Source organism: Pseudomonas sp. CBZ-4, from assembly GCF_000346755.1.
Lineage (GTDB): Bacteria > Pseudomonadota > Gammaproteobacteria > Pseudomonadales > Pseudomonadaceae > Aquipseudomonas.
This window is the reverse complement of record NZ_ANNV01000077.1, coordinates 21,208-35,115: the sequence shown is the minus strand read 5'-3', so window position 1 is coordinate 35,115 and position 13,908 is coordinate 21,208. Positions and strand designations below refer to the sequence as shown.

11 protein-coding genes are annotated in these 13,908 nt (G+C 61.6%); 5 read left to right on the top strand and 6 right to left on the bottom strand.

The window, feature by feature from the left end; all coding sequences use genetic code 11:
• Window positions 1-65: 65 nt before the first annotated feature.
• The 3 genes from B348_RS1000000131740 (at window position 66) to B348_RS0109725 (ending at window position 1,889) form a co-directional block, all read left to right on the top strand.
• Entirely contained in the window at window positions 66-227 is a 162-nt protein-coding gene (locus B348_RS1000000131740) for a hypothetical protein (RefSeq protein WP_177325324.1), read from the top strand.
• A complete protein-coding gene (locus B348_RS0109730) occupies window positions 224-526 on the top strand; it encodes a DUF2288 domain-containing protein (RefSeq protein WP_017735930.1) in 303 nt (100 codons plus the stop codon). Before B348_RS1000000131740 ends, B348_RS0109730 begins: the two co-directional genes overlap by 4 nt.
• Before the next feature lie 271 nt (window positions 527-797).
• Window positions 798-1,889, top strand: coding sequence for a hypothetical protein (locus B348_RS0109725; protein WP_017735929.1), 1,092 nt, complete (start codon window positions 798-800; stop codon window positions 1,887-1,889).
• A gap of 36 nt (window positions 1,890-1,925) precedes the next feature.
• Here B348_RS0109725 and B348_RS0109720 read toward each other — a convergent pair whose 3' ends face one another.
• From B348_RS0109720 to B348_RS0109710, 3 genes are all read right to left on the bottom strand, one after another.
• Complete coding sequence (locus B348_RS0109720) at window positions 1,926-4,103, bottom strand: hypothetical protein (RefSeq protein ID WP_026136694.1); 2,178 nt, start codon at window positions 4,101-4,103, stop codon at window positions 1,926-1,928.
• Between the two features lie 204 nt (window positions 4,104-4,307).
• Window positions 4,308-6,572 (bottom strand): bifunctional diguanylate cyclase/phosphodiesterase, encoded by a 2,265-nt coding sequence (locus tag B348_RS0109715; RefSeq protein WP_026136693.1) that lies wholly within the window; start codon window positions 6,570-6,572, stop codon window positions 4,308-4,310.
• A 139-nt stretch (window positions 6,573-6,711) separates the two neighbouring features.
• Window positions 6,712-7,077, bottom strand: coding sequence for a YkgJ family cysteine cluster protein (locus tag B348_RS0109710; RefSeq protein WP_026136692.1), 366 nt, complete (start codon window positions 7,075-7,077; stop codon window positions 6,712-6,714).
• A gap of 251 nt (window positions 7,078-7,328) precedes the next feature.
• Between B348_RS0109710 and B348_RS0109700 the strand changes: the two genes are divergently transcribed.
• Entirely contained in the window at window positions 7,329-8,675 is a 1,347-nt protein-coding gene (locus B348_RS0109700) for an MFS transporter (RefSeq protein WP_017735924.1), read from the top strand.
• A 147-nt stretch (window positions 8,676-8,822) separates the two neighbouring features.
• Here B348_RS0109700 and rapA read toward each other — a convergent pair whose 3' ends face one another.
• Window positions 8,823-11,669, bottom strand: a complete 2,847-nt coding sequence (rapA, locus tag B348_RS0109695) for an RNA polymerase-associated protein RapA (protein WP_017735923.1) — start codon at window positions 11,667-11,669, stop codon at window positions 8,823-8,825.
• A 219-nt stretch (window positions 11,670-11,888) separates the two neighbouring features.
• Here rapA and B348_RS0109690 point away from each other — a divergent pair, with 219 nt between their 5' ends.
• Window positions 11,889-12,230, top strand: a complete 342-nt coding sequence (locus B348_RS0109690) for a hypothetical protein (RefSeq protein WP_017735922.1) — start codon at window positions 11,889-11,891, stop codon at window positions 12,228-12,230.
• Here B348_RS0109690 and B348_RS0109685 read toward each other — a convergent pair.
• Together B348_RS0109685 and B348_RS0109680 are read right to left on the bottom strand one after the other, a co-directional pair.
• Window positions 12,227-13,408, bottom strand: a complete 1,182-nt coding sequence (locus B348_RS0109685) for an aminotransferase class V-fold PLP-dependent enzyme (protein WP_017735921.1) — start codon at window positions 13,406-13,408, stop codon at window positions 12,227-12,229. The two genes, B348_RS0109690 and B348_RS0109685, sit on opposite strands and share 4 nt — an antisense overlap.
• A complete protein-coding gene (locus B348_RS0109680) occupies window positions 13,405-13,875 on the bottom strand; it encodes a RidA family protein (RefSeq protein ID WP_017735920.1) in 471 nt (156 codons plus the stop codon). The genes B348_RS0109685 and B348_RS0109680 overlap by 4 nt, the downstream gene beginning before the upstream one ends.
• Between the last annotated feature and the right edge of the window lie 33 nt (window positions 13,876-13,908).

Here is a 13,908-nt window from a genome sequence, read left to right as displayed (position 1 = left end):
GTAGAGCGCCGGTTGATCGCTTGAAAAGCTGGCTGCTGGGGGCAAAACCCGGGTGTGTCGCTTAAATGAAAGAAAAAGACAGAATTGCGGCGGGCTTATGCCAGAGTTTCAGGCAATCCTTGGCTTTTCTGACACTTTCTATCGATGCCTCATTTGCAACTGGGTTTTTCTACCAAGGGCGTGACGTTATGATTGCGCCGTTTTTTCCCCAAGGTGAACTCCCATGACGCAAGAACCTAGCACCCTCTATGCCAAGCTGCTCGGTGAAACCGCCGAAATTTCCTGGAAGGAGCTTGAACCGTTCTTTGCCAAGGGTGCCCTATTGTGGGTCGATGCCGGCCTGGATTTGATCGAGGCCGCCGAAGGAATGGCCGAGGACAACCGTGACAAAGTGGCTGCCTGGCTGGCCTCGGGCAGCCTTGGCGAAGTGTCTGCGACGCGGGCATTGGACCTGGTTGAGCGTGATCCGAGCCTGTGGGCCGTGGTGGTTTCGCCGTGGATTCTGATCCAGGAAAGGGCAGCGTAAGAAAACCTCGCACAAAAAAGGTGCATGTTTTTCCCTGGCAGAAGTGTGTAGCGGAGTAACCGCTGGCGCCGTGATGGCAAGTTGCCGTAGAGAAAGGTCACAGCGCAGGGTGACGTGCGCGTCATGGGAACAGTTTTGAGCCCGGCTAACCGGTGGGAGAATTGTTTCCTGGTGTGAATAAACAAGGGTCATTTGTAAGATAAATCTGCGGGTTGCGCGGATTTGTCAGTGGATTCCGGTAAAGTTCGCGGCTTGTTCCATGGAGCCCGTCATGCCGTCCACGCTGCCGCCCTTACTAAAAACCCCGCACCAGCTGCTCTACCTTGTCTACGGTGAACAGGATGTTTATCGACGCGAGGCCAAGTTCAGCATCCTCACCGCCCTGTCGCAGCTCAAGCAGGGCGAGTCGTTGTGCATTCGGGTCATGACGGATCGTCCGCAGGACTACACCGGCTGGCCAGTCGAAACGCTCGCACTGGATGAGCAGACCTTGACCCGGTGGCAGGGCGACAACGGCTACACCCACCGCCGCAAGGCCTGCGCCATCGCCCATGGGCTGACGCTGGCGGACAAGACCCTGTTCGTTGATACCGACACGCTGTTTCTCAAATCGCCCCACCGCGTACTCGAGCTGATCGAGCCCGGCCAGTATGTGATGGACGAGTTCGAATACGACTGGAGCTACGTCTGCAAGCGTCCGGACTACCTCAAATTGGGTCGCGACCTACAGGCCCATGGCATCAGTGCCAGCAATGGTTTCAAGCTATACAACAGCGGCCTGTGCGGTGTGCGGGCGAGTGACGCACCGCTGCTCGAAACGGCGATCGGCTTTATCGACGAGTGGACCCGCGAGTCGTTCGACATCCACACCATCGAGCAGGTGGCGATTTCCTTCGCGATGCGCGGCAAGCCGGTGCGCGAGGCGCGCAAGTTCGTGCACCACTTTTACGCCGACAAGCGCTTCTTCCATGCCATGCAGGCGCACTTTTTTGGCCTGCACGGTGAGGCGTTCAGCCCGGAACTGGTCGCACGCTGCCTGGATGTGCCGCGCTTCAAGCCGATGCCATCGCCACTGCAGCGCGTGTGGATCAAGTGGCAGTTGCGCAACCTGCGCAAGCATCTGAAGAAGGTCGGCCGTGACTTGCTCTACGGCAGCTCCGCGCCCGAGCACCCGTACTACGACGTCTGCCGACACGGCTGGTGGGAATCCGCCTGCAAGGAAATACGACGCTGGGACGAGGCTGAGCAGAAGAAGCTGCTGCAGGCGAAGGACGCCGGATGGCCGCAGCACATGCCCCGGCCCGCCAAGGCGGCGGACGAGCAAACCATCCTGGCCTTCCTGCGCCAGCGCCTGGCCCAATAACAGGGCGGCGGCGCCGAGTGGCGCCGCCTCCGCGGCCTAGAACGTCTTGCCGGTGTAGTTGTTCAAGGAAATGACCTTGGTCTTGCCGATGCGATGACGATAGATCTCGCGCAGGTACTTGATCGCCTTCTTCACGCAATCCCGTGACAGTCGAATGTCATTGATCGAGACAAACTTCTCTTTGTCGTTGATCAGCTCGCGGTACTTCTTCTCATACATCGGCTTGATCGCGTACCAGTTGGTATCGAGGATCTTCGCCGGGTTTTCAAACTCGTTGAGCAACTCGTCGATGCGGTCTTCGTCGAAGTCCTCGTGGATGATGAAGTCCAGGATCGAGTTGTCCAGCGTCTCATCGAAACGGTACGGGTTGCGCGCAAAACAGCGCTTGATAAACGCCACGATCAGCGTGAGGAAATCATCCGACAGGCACGGGCTCTTGGCGATCAGGGTGGTCAGCGACAGGTTGGCCGAAGCGCCGATCACCAAGGCATACCGCTTGAGCGTGGTGTTGGGGAACAGGCTGTTGAGGTGGGTCTTGAGCCGGTTCAGGTCCATGTAGGACAGCTTGTAGTCCTTGGGCAACGAAACGATGGACACCACCGACGAGCAGTTCTTGAAGAAGTGCAGGTCGTGCAGCGCCGCCGCGTCGTAGCCGGAATTCTTGTACTGCTCCAGGGACGCCTTGTAGCGCTTGGACTCGATCGGCAACAGGCTGATGCCTTCGATGGCCTGGGTGACCTTGTTGAAGTGCGGCAGGTCGATGGAGCGGAAGAACAGGTCGTCGATGTTCAGGCGCTGCGGTTCTTTATCGAACACCTTGAACTTGTCATTGGACGGCGCCGGGGTTTCCGGGACCACGGATTCGGCGTAGGCAATCGCCACCGGGCCGGCCAGGCTCATGAACAGGTCGTTGGCATCCAGGCGGATGGTCTCGCCAATGTCGATACCGGCGCGACGGAAGTAGTTCTGGTCGTAGTCGGTGGTCACCGCCTGGGCGGTGAGGATGTTGAAGATCTGCTGGGAGATGTACTGGTTGGCGTGTTTTTCCATGGCATTGACGTCAATGTTCTGGATATTGCCGTCATCGCTTTCTTCGGCGTAACGCATGATGTCGTTGGAGATCAGCATCATCGCGTTCCACGGCCGGATACGCCCCTTCACGCTGGCTTCGCTGCTGTCTTCGTTGGCGAAGTTGTACGAGAAATCCCATTCTTCCGACAGATACTTGCAGAGCAAACGCCCCGCGTTGATGTGCAGCGCCTCGGACATTTCGCTGCGGTGGTCGGAGATATTCGGCAGCACGCAGATGCCGCTGGTGAAGATCGGCTCGAACACAAACGCGTGGCCGCTCTTGCTGTCGTGCTCGTCGGCGGGCTTGGTGTCGAACGTCTTGTTCATATAGGAGTGCTGCTGGGCCAGGCCGAATTCCGAGGCCATGCCCGAGCCAGTACCACCGCCGGCGCTGAAGATCGAGAAGTACAGGCGCGACTGGTTGGCCTTGATGCCGCAGGAGTCGATCAGGTACGAGTGGATCATTTTCCAGTCGGGGCTGGAGAAACGCTGGGTGTCCTTGTTGAGGATGATCTTGGCCAGGTACTGGCCGAGGATCGGCGCGTTACCGGCGCCACCGGCATGGACTTCCGAGAGGTCCATGATTTTCATCTTGCTGTAGTCGCGCAAGAAGCCGCTTTTTTCGCCCTTGCGCGAGAAGCGGATGCGCCCGGCGATGTCCTTGTCCAAGTCGCCCAGCATCACCAGCGGTTCCACCAGGAATACCGGCTTGCTGGCCTTGCCGCCGCCCAGGCGCAGGTTGTTGCGAATCCACTGGGCCGGGCTGTAGCCCTTGTCCACCGACTTGTCTTCGTTACTGAATTCGTTCAGGTAGAACTTGCGCGCGTTGTACACCAGTTCCGCCACGTCCAGCGCGATGTTCGAACCGCAGCGGCCCAGGCCGATCAGGCATACCGAGGGAAATTCCTGCTCGTTGCGCGGGTCGCCGTCGCCTTCCTGTTGGGGCAGGCGCGGGAACACCATGTCACGCAGGCCGTCGAGGTTGTCGAGGATGCGGTCGGTATTGGTTTCGGTGAAGTACAAGTACTGCTGGGTCGCCAGCGGGCGGGCGCTGCTCAATGACTTTGAACCTGGGGATTTTTCCGCAGGTGCTGTCGGCAACTCGTCGGGAACCACGGTGGCAGAGTTATTTTTGGAAGTCATTGGGCGCCATGTACTTGGACGGATGGCTGGAAGAATTCAAGGAGCCATCACTGAATGGGAGTTCGCGACTTTGCAGCGCGTTTTCGTCCGGGACGCGTGGGTTTAACCCTGCTTTTTCAAGGGAAATCGTGGCCGGACTCTGATGAATCGGCCGTCTGTCGGGTTTCTTTAAGCAAATGATGGCGAAATGCCAAAGTTTCGGCGTCAGCGAATTGGCCGAATCACCGAAGTGGGGCCGATACGGACCGGGGAGGGACTTCTGGGGGCCAGCGGGTCCTTGGTGCCCGCCACGCTGAATGGGTACAACGGATTACGCATCTGAATGCCCTGGATGACACCGATCACGTCGGCGGCACACACCGCCGGGCTCAACAGGTAACCCTGGACGTAATCGCAGCCATGCTTGAGCAGCAGCTCGAATTGCGCCTGGGTTTCCACGCCTTCGGTCACCACTTGCAGGTGCAGGGTGTGGGCCATGCCGATAATCGCCTGGACGATCTCGATGTCGGCGGTGGACTTGGGGATGTCCTGGATAAATGAGCGATCGATCTTCAAGGTGTTCAGCGGCAGGCGCTTGAGATAGGCGAGGGACGAATACCCGGTGCCGAAGTCGTCGATGGCCAGCGACACGCCCAGCGCACGGATCTGCCGCAACAGGGCGAGGGTGCTGCTGATATTGCCCATCAGGGCGTTTTCGGTGACTTCCAGTTCCAGGCGGTGGGCCGCGATGCCGCTGAAGCGCAGGGCGTCTTCGATCTCGTCGGCCAGTTCGTCGCGGGCCAGGTTGAGGGCCGAGCAGTTCACCGCCATGGTCAGTTCGGTGTAGCCCCGGTCAGACAACAGGCTCAGGTCATGACAGGCCTGGCGCAATACCCAGTGGTCCAGGTCGGCAATCAGCCCATTGTTTTCGGCGATGCCGATAAAGCGGTCCGGGGCGAGCAGGCCATGCACCGGGTGCTGCCAGCGCACCAGGGCCTCCAGGCGCGTGACCTTGCCCAGCTTCATGTCGAAGATCGGTTGGTAGAACAGCACCAGTTGGTTGCGCGCACGCAGGGCACCGCGCAGTTCTTCTTCCAGTTGCAGTTCGAGGAAGGCGCGGGTTTTCAGGTTGGAGCTGAAGAAGGTCAGGCTGTTGCGCCCGGTGTCCTTGGATTGGTACAGCGCCAGGTCGGCGGTTTTCAGCAGCTCTTCACAGGTGAGGCCATCATCGGGAAACAGGCTGATACCAATGCTGGTGGTCATCACCATGCGCCGCCCGGCCAGTTCGATCGGTTCTTTCATTTTTTGCATGATGCGTTGGGCCAGGTGGCGCGCTTCGTCACGGTGATGGACGCTGATCAGAATGCAGAACTCATCGCCACCGAACCGAGCCACCACATCTTCATGACTGCGCACCGTGCCTTTGATATGCGCGGCGAGCACGGTGAGCAACTGGTCGCCTGCGTCATGCCCGAGGCTGTCGTTGATGCGTTTGAAATGATCGATATCGAGGAAAACCACGGCCATCATGCCGTGAGTCCTGGTTTTCTCGTCGAGCTTCTCGGCAAAGATCTGGTTGAAACCGCGCCGATTGAGCAGGCTGGTCAACGCGTCAAAGTGCGCCACCTGTTGCAGGGAGGCGCGGGCCTGGTCCAGTTCGCTGAGCAGGGCGTTGACCCGGCGCAGGTCGCGTTCCTTATGCTGAAGCTTCTTGTCCGCGAGGGCGGCGCTGACGCTGCTGCCAATCACCAACAGCGTGATCACGGCGACGGACAGGCCGAGTTGAATGGGGTTGTTGTCCAATGGCAGCGATAGATCGGCGCCAGTGGGCACCAGCATGCGCATGGCCGCCATGCCGGTGAAATGCATGCTCAGGATGCCGGCGCCCAGTACCAGGCTGGCGGCGTACTTGAGCAGTTGGTGGAACACCCCGGCACCGTTGCGCAGGTAGCTCGACAGCAACAGCGCCGCCAGGCTGGCGCCGATGGCAATGCCCACCGAGGCCATGAACAACCCGGATTCGAAATACACCGCGGCCTGGGAGCGCATGGCCGACATGCCCACGTAGTGCATCAGGGCGATGCCCAGGCCCATCCATACCGACGCCAGCAGGTACTGATGGAACCGCAGATGGGTGTGGCTGAGGGTTTTCATGGCGAACAGCGCGGCGATCATGGCGATCAGCAGCGAGGCGAACGTCATGATCAATTCGTAATGAATGGCAATGGGCGCCTGAAAGGCCAGCATGCTGATGAAGTGGGTGGACCAGATGCCACCCGCCAGGCAACCGGCACCGAGCCAGCGCCAGCGGCGACGAGCGGTAGGGTCTTCGACGTGGCCGACCCGCTCGGCCATATCAAGGGTGCCAAAACCCGCCGCACACGCGACCAGGTAGGCCAGCAGAACCAGGAAGGGGTTATGACTGCAATTGAGTAATAAGTGCCCGTTCTCTGGAAGCTCGGTAAAAAAATGCAGACCAAGCCATTCCATAGCATGTCCCGTAAAAGTCGTTGCGCCATTGCCTACAGCGATGGCCTACGACCTCGAGTATAGAAGGCCTGCGAAATTCGCCATGGATAATGGCACTTTGATCTCTACGATTTTGGCATGCCGGCCATAGCGTTTGATGCTAAGCGCTGATGGGCAGGTCCAGCTCGAAGGGCATCTCCAGCGGCGCCAGGCCAAAGGCCGCGCGGGCGGCATCGCAATCGACGTTCTGTACGCCCTCGTGCCAGGACGCTTCAAACTCACGGCAGGTGCTCGACCGTTGCTCGTAGATCGAGCAACGGGTGCCTTTGCCCACTTCGCCTTCAAGGCTGCAGCAACGCACGGGTTTCTGGTCGGTGCCGATCATGGCCACGCGCGTCGGATTGATCTGCACCACCAGATCGTCCGGTACCGTCCCGCCGGAGGAGGCGCACTCACCCCAGAAAAAAGACACACGGAAGTGTGAACAGCAGGCACCACAATTCAGGCACGGACTGGCTTCGGACATGGACGTCATCGATAAGAAATGTAAGAGGGGGTACTACGGGAAGGCTCGCCATTCTATCTGCGCCATGGCCGTTGGGAAGAGGGGCGCAGATATATATTTTCGTAGGGGAAGTCCCATGAATCTGGGGGAAATCATGCCCTATCAGCTTTACGAATCATTACAGACAAGCGCCGCCAGCCTGACTATGTTGCTGATACCGGGCAGGATGCATCGGGCATCGCAGCTCTCATAACAATAAAAGAGACGGACCCATGCAGAACTCGACCCAAGCGGCGAATGCCTGGCGCATTCTGTTCCTGCTGTTCCTGGCCAACCTGTTCAACTTCTTCGACCGCACCATTCCCGCGATCATCATCGAGCCGATCCGCATGGAATGGCACCTGAGCGACTTCCAGCTCGGCATCATCGGTACCGCCTTTACCATCGTCTACGCCATTGCCGGCCTGCCCCTCGGGCGCATGGCCGACACCGGTTCGCGCAGCAAACTGATGGGCTGGGGCCTGTTCGCCTGGAGCGGGCTGACGGCGGTCAATGGCCTGGTCGGCAGTTTCTGGACCTTCCTGCTGGTGCGCATGGGCATCGGCATCGGCGAGGCCAGCTACGCACCGGCGGCCAACTCGCTGATCGGCGACCTGTTTCCCGCCCACCGCCGCGCCCGGGCCATGGGCATCTTTATGCTTGGCTTGCCCCTGGGCTTGTTGCTGGCATTTTTCACCATCGGCTGGATGGTCAAGGCGTTCGACAGCTGGCGCGCACCGTTCTTTATTGCCGCCGTGCCGGGGATGATCCTCGCGGTGTTCATGTTCTATATCAAGGAGCCCAAGCGCGGCGCGGCGGAGACCGTGCAAGTGTCCCAGGAACGCGTGGACCGCCCGATCCGCCGCGTCCTGGCGGTGCCGACCTTCCTCTGGCTGGTGCTGGCTGGCCTGTGCTTTAACTTTGCCACCTATGCCTGCAACTCGTTCCTGGTGCCGATGCTGCAGCGCTACTTCCTGATGCCGTTGCAGGACGCGGCGGTGGCCACCGGGGTCATCGTCGGCCTGACGGGCCTGGTGGGCCTGACCCTGGGCGGCTGGGTGGCCGACAAGATCCATCAGCGCATCGCCAATGGCCGGCTGTTGTTTGCGGCGTTCAGCCTGATTATCTCGACGGTGTGCACCGCCTGGGCCTTGCATGCCGGGCGCATTGAGATCGGCGTGTTCGTCGCGGTATTCAGCGTGGGCTGGCTGTTTGCCTATAACTTCTACACCTGCGTGTACACGGCGATCCAGGACGTGGTCGAGCCGCGCCTGCGGGCCACGGCGATGGCGCTGTTCTTCGCCGGGTTGTACTTGCTGGGTGGTGGCATGGGGCCAATTGTGGTGGGGGGCTTGTCCGATCACTTTGCCCATTCGGCGATGTATGCGGCCGGGGCGGAGCAGATGACCGAGGCTTATAAGGCGGTGGGGTTGCATGACGCCATGTACCTGATTCCGGTGGCGCTGTTCTTGACCATGCTGTTTCTGTTCCAGGCGTCGCGGTGTTTTGTGCGGGATGCCAAGAAGATGAAGGAGGGGTTGAGTGCGGTGGAGGTGCCGGGTTCGGCGGTTACAGCTTGAGACCGAGGTGACCTCATCGCAGGCAAGCCAGCTCCCACAGTTGACTGCATTCCAACGTTGGAACTCGGTCAACTGTGGGAGCTGGCTTGCCTGCGATGAGGCGCGAAAGGCCTATAAAAAAGGCCCGCATTGCGCGGGCCTTCTTTTTTAGCCGGCGACCAGGACGCGAATCGCTTCCAAACGCAAAGCGGCCTTGTCCAGCATCGCCAACCCTTGCTCACGCTGGTTGCGCAACGCCACCAACTCACTGTCACGCACTGTCGGGTTGACCGCCTGCAACGCGGTCAAGCGCGCCAGTTCTTCGTCGGTGTCCGCCGCCAGGCGACGCTTGGCCTCGGCCACGCGCTCGGCATGTTGCGGGGTGATTTTTTCTTCACCGGCGTTGATCCGTGGCGTCAGCTGGTCGCGCTGGGCCTGGATGAACTTGTTGGCGCTGGCCCGTGGCACGCTTTCCAGTTGGTCATTGAGGGTCACGAACGACACACGGCCCGACAGGTCATTGCCATTGGCATCCAGCAGGCAGCGCAGGGCCGCCGGCGGCAGGTAACGCCCCAGTTGCAGGGCGCGCGGTGCCACCACTTCGCTGACGTAGAGCAGTTCCAGCAACACGGTGCCCGGCTTGAGCGCCTTGTTCTTGATCAGCGCCACGGCGGTGTTGCCCATCGAACCGGACAGCACCAGGTCCATGCCGCCCTGCACCATCGGGTGTTCCCAGGTGATGAACTGCATGTCTTCGCGCGACAGTGCCTGGTTGCGGTCGTAGGTGATGGTCACACCTTCGTCGTCGCCCAGGGGGAAGCTGGCGTCGAGCATTTTTTCGCTCGGCTTCAAGATCAGGGCGTTTTCCGAATGGTCTTCGCTGTCGATGCCAAACGCGTCGAACAGGGTTTCCATGTAGATCGGCAGGGCGAACTGATCGTCTTGCTCAAGGATGTCCTCGACCAGCGCATCGCCTTCACCGGCGCCGCCGGAGTTGAGTTCCAGCAGGCGGTCGCGGCCGGTGTGCAGCTCTTGCTCCAGGCGCTCGCGCTCGGTGCGGGCTTCGTCGATCAGGGCTTGCCACTCGCCATCGTCGGCGGCTTCCAGCAGCGGCAGCAGGCGTGGGCCGAACTGGTGCTGCAAGGCGTTGCCGGTCGGGCAGGTGTTGAGGAAGGCATTCAGCGCTTCGTTGTACCACTGGAACAGGCGCTCTTGCGGGCTGGTCTCGAGGTACGGCACGTGCAGTTCGATCACATGTTTCTGGCCGATCCGGTCCAGACGCCCGATGCGCTGTTCCAGCAGATCGGGGTGGGACGGCAGGTCGAACAGCACCAGGTGGTGGGAGAACTGGAAGTTGCGGCCTTCGCTGCCGATCTCGGAGCAGATCAGCACCTGGGCGCCGAACTCTTCATCGGCGAAGTAGGCGGCGGCGCGGTCACGCTCGAGGATGTTCATGCCCTCGTGGAACACCGTGGCCGGAATACCGGAACGCACGCGCAGGGCGTCTTCCAGGTCCATGGCGGTTTCGGCGTGGGCGCAGATCACCAGGACCTTGGTGCGTTTGAGCATTTTCAGCTGGTCGATCAGCCATTCGACACGCGGGTCGAAGCGCCACCAGCGGTGTTCTTCGTCGATGTCCGGTTGTGCCTGGAAGCTGACTTCCGGGTACAGCTCGGCGTGTTCGCCCAGCGGCAGTTCGAGGTATTCGTCCGGGTTGGCCAGCGGGTAGGCGTGCAGCTTGCGCTCCGGGAAACCCTGCACGGCGGCGCGGGTGTTGCGGAACAGCACGCGGCCGGTGCCGTGGCGGTCGAGCAGCTCACGCACCAGGCGTGCGCTGGCTTCGGTGTCGCCATCGTTGACGGCGGTGAGCAGGGCTTCGCCTTCATCGCCGAGGAAACCCTGGATGGTTTTATGCGCCTTGGGCGACAGGCGACCCTTGTCCATCAGCTCCTGCACGGCCTCGGCCACCGGGCGATAGTTCTCGCTCTCGGCGCGGAAGGCTTTCAGGTCGTGGAAGCGGTTCGGGTCCAGCAGGCGCAGGCGTGCGAAGTGGCTGTCCTGGCCCAGTTGTTCCGGGGTGGCGGTGAGCAACAGTACGCCAGGGATCACTTCGGCCAGTTGTTCGACCAGGGCGTATTCCGGGCTGGCTTTCTCTTCGTGCCAGACCAGGTGGTGGGCTTCGTCGACCACCAGCAAGTCCCAACCGGCGGCGAACAGCGCGTCCTGGGCCTTCTCGTCGTCCACCAGCCATTCCAGCGCCACCAGGGCCAGCTGGGTGTCTTCGAACGGGTTGGCGGCATCGCTTTCGATAAAGCGCTCTTCGTCGAACAGTGCAACCTGCAAGTTGAAGCGGCGGCGCATTTCCACCAGCCACTGGTGCTGCAGGTTTTCCGGGACCAGGATCAGCACGCGGTTGGCGCGGCCCGACAGCAGCTGGCGATGGATCACCAGGCCGGCTTCGATGGTCTTGCCCAGACCGACTTCGTCGGCCAGCAATACCCGCGGTGCGATACGGTCAGCGACTTCACGGGCAATGTGCAATTGGTGGGCAATCGGTTGCGCACGCACGCCACCCAGGCCCCACAGGGCGGATTGCAACTGGCGGCTGGTGTGTTCCAGGGTGTGGTAGCGCAGCGAGAACCAGGCCAGGGGGTCGATCTGCCCGGCGAACAGACGGTCGCTGGCCAGGCGGAACTGGATGAAATTGGACAGTTGGGTTTCCGGCAGGGTGACCTGCTCGTTCTGCCCATTGAGGCCGTGGTAGACCAGCAGGCCGTCGACGTCGTCGACTTCCTGTACGGTCATTTTCCAGCCTTCGAAATGGGTGATGCTGTCACCCGGCGAGAACCGCACGCGGGTGAGGGGCGCATTCCGTAGCGCATACTGGCGGGTGTCGCCAGTGGCCGGATAGAGCACGGTCAACAAGCGCCCGTCCTGTGCCAGAACGGTGCCTAACCCCAGCTCTGCTTCGCTGTCACTAATCCAGCGTTGCCCCGGTTGATACTGCTGCGCCATGCTGCCTGACTCCCGCCGTGAAAAAGCCGACTATCTTAACGGAACACGGCCCTCAGCCAAAGGACTCCTGACAAAAACTACTCCGTTTGCGTGGCTGAGCGAGAGTCGGATCGACGGGTGGCGGGCACTTGGGAGTGTCGACTGGGTCACAGCTTGGCGAGTGCGCGCTCAAGTCGCCCTGTGGCGCGCCGACAGCCTGTTGATCAGGAGAGTAAACCTATGCTGCCACCCATGCTGCCCGTGAGCGTTGTGCCGGTCACGTCACAACTCGATCCGGTGCGCCAGAAGCCGGATATCCCGCCCGTGGTGCCAGTACAACCGGGCTCCAATGAAAGCACGATCGACCTGAAAAACCGCGACGCCGAGCAATCGACCCTGCTGCTGCGCGAAGAACAGCGCCGCCAGCAAGAGCAGCAAAAACGCCGGCGTGAAGCCGATGAAGACCCGGAACAGCACTTGGCGATTCCGGGGGATGTGCTCAACGCCGACAACACCGTGCCGGTGATACCGCTGATTGAAGATGCGCCGCGCCAGGGCTTGTGGGTGGACGTCGAAGTCTAGCCGCGCAATGCCCGCAGGGCGGCCAGCAGCCGCTCGATGTCATCCGCGTTGTTGAGCGGGCTGACGGAAATCCGCGCCACGCTGGCCAGGCCGCGCGCCTGCATGTCCAGCGGGGTGTAGGCCACGCCGTTGGCGCCGATGTTGATGCGCTGCAAGCCCAGCCGCCGTTTCAGTTCAAAGGCGTCCCAACCAGCCAGGTTGAAGGCGATCAGGCCCGATTGGCTGGCGCCCAGATCATGCACGGTAATGCCGGGGATCTGACCCAGCGCTTCGCGAATCTGCTGACGGGTCTGCCTGATGGTTTGCCACACCTGCTCGATACCCAGTCGGTTTATCTCCTGCAACGCATTGCCCAATCCCGCCAATAAGGCGTAGGACACTTCGCTGGTTTCAAAACGGCGGGCGTCGTTGCGCAGGTCGAAGCCGTCGGCCGTCCACGGTGCGGAAAACACGTCGCGCTGGGCCGGGTTCAACTGCGCGAGGAACGCTGGCCGCACATACAGCAACGCGGTACCGCGCGGCCCACGCAGATGCTTGCGGCCGGCCGACTTGAGCACATCGCAGTGCAATGCCTGCACGTCCACCGGTACTTGGCCGACGGCTTGGCCGGCGTCGATGAAGTAAGGGATCGCGTGTTTTTTGGCGATCTCGCCGATGGCTTGGGCCGGGTTGATCAGGCCGCCGTTGGCTGGCAACCACGTGAGGTCGATCAGCTTCACTCTGGCGTCGATCATCGCCTCCAGCGCCAGCGGGCACACCGCGCCGGTTGCATCGCAGGGGATGACCTCCACGCGGGCGCCGGCTTGCACCGCGAGCTGCATGCTCGCCAGGTTGCCGCCCCATTCATGGCGGCCCACCAGGATGCGGTCGCCCGGCTGCCACGGCGCCAGTGCCTGGAACGCCATGTTCCAGGCGGCCGAGCCGCTGCTGGCGAAGGCAATGGACGAGGCCGGCGCATTGAGCAATTGCGCGGCGGCGCGGCGGGCGTTTTCCAGCAGCAGGGCGCCATGTTCGCCGGCTTCCATCGGGCCGTCGCGGGCTTCGCGGTGCAGGTGCGCGATGATGGCATCGAGGGTGGCCTGGCTCGGCAGCGAGGCGCCGGCATGATTGAAATGCACGATGCCGGATTGGCAGCCGGGTGTGGCGTCGCGCAGCGCCTGGGTGTCGAGCAGGCTCATGGTTGCAGCTCGAAAATCCCGTCCACCTCCACCGCGACACCGGCGGGCAGGCTGGCAACGCCGACGGCGGTGCGCACATGCCGCCCCTTGTCGCCGAGGGCATTCACCAGCAGGTTCGACGCACCGTTGGCGACTGCGCTCTGGTGCGTGAATTCGGCGCTGCTGGCGATAAATACCCCCAGGCGTACCGTGCGCACCAGGCGCGACAGGTCATCCCCCAGGGCATGGCTCAATTGCCCCAGCAGGCCCAGCGCTGCCAGTTCGGCGGCCTGGGTGCCTTCGCTATCGTTGAGGGCTTCGCCCAGTCGGCCGACGTAGGCCGGTTGGCCATCCACCAGCGGAATCTGCCCGGAGACAAACAGCTGGTTCGCGCTGATCACGTAGTTAATGTAGTTGGCGGCTGGCTGGCTGGGCGTCGGCAGCGTGAGGCCGAGGGCTTGCACGCGTTGGCGCAGGGAGTCGCTCATGATCAATCCTCAAAGGTAAAAGAGGCTTGAGCA

Excerpts from the sequence above, each read along its gene's own strand:
- B348_RS0109685 (WP_017735921.1), bottom strand. The coding sequence starts at position 13,408 with ATGAGCCTGCTCGACACCCAGGCGCTGCGCGACGCCACACCCGGCTGC.
- B348_RS1000000131740 (WP_177325324.1), top strand. The coding sequence starts at position 66 with ATGAAAGAAAAAGACAGAATTGCGGCGGGCTTATGCCAGAGTTTCAGG.
- B348_RS0109715 (WP_026136693.1), bottom strand. The coding sequence starts at position 6,572 with ATGGAATGGCTTGGTCTGCATTTTTTTACCGAGCTTCCAGAGAACGGG.
- B348_RS0109730 (WP_017735930.1), top strand. The coding sequence starts at position 224 with ATGACGCAAGAACCTAGCACCCTCTATGCCAAGCTGCTCGGTGAAACC.
- B348_RS0109680 (WP_017735920.1), bottom strand. The coding sequence starts at position 13,875 with ATGAGCGACTCCCTGCGCCAACGCGTGCAAGCCCTCGGCCTCACGCTG.
- B348_RS0109725 (WP_017735929.1), top strand. The coding sequence starts at position 798 with ATGCCGTCCACGCTGCCGCCCTTACTAAAAACCCCGCACCAGCTGCTC.
- B348_RS0109690 (WP_017735922.1), top strand. The coding sequence starts at position 11,889 with ATGCTGCCACCCATGCTGCCCGTGAGCGTTGTGCCGGTCACGTCACAA.
- B348_RS0109710 (WP_026136692.1), bottom strand. The coding sequence starts at position 7,077 with ATGTCCGAAGCCAGTCCGTGCCTGAATTGTGGTGCCTGCTGTTCACAC.
- rapA (WP_017735923.1), bottom strand. The coding sequence starts at position 11,669 with ATGGCGCAGCAGTATCAACCGGGGCAACGCTGGATTAGTGACAGCGAA.
- B348_RS0109720 (WP_026136694.1), bottom strand. The coding sequence starts at position 4,103 with ATGACTTCCAAAAATAACTCTGCCACCGTGGTTCCCGACGAGTTGCCG.
- B348_RS0109700 (WP_017735924.1), top strand. The coding sequence starts at position 7,329 with ATGCAGAACTCGACCCAAGCGGCGAATGCCTGGCGCATTCTGTTCCTG.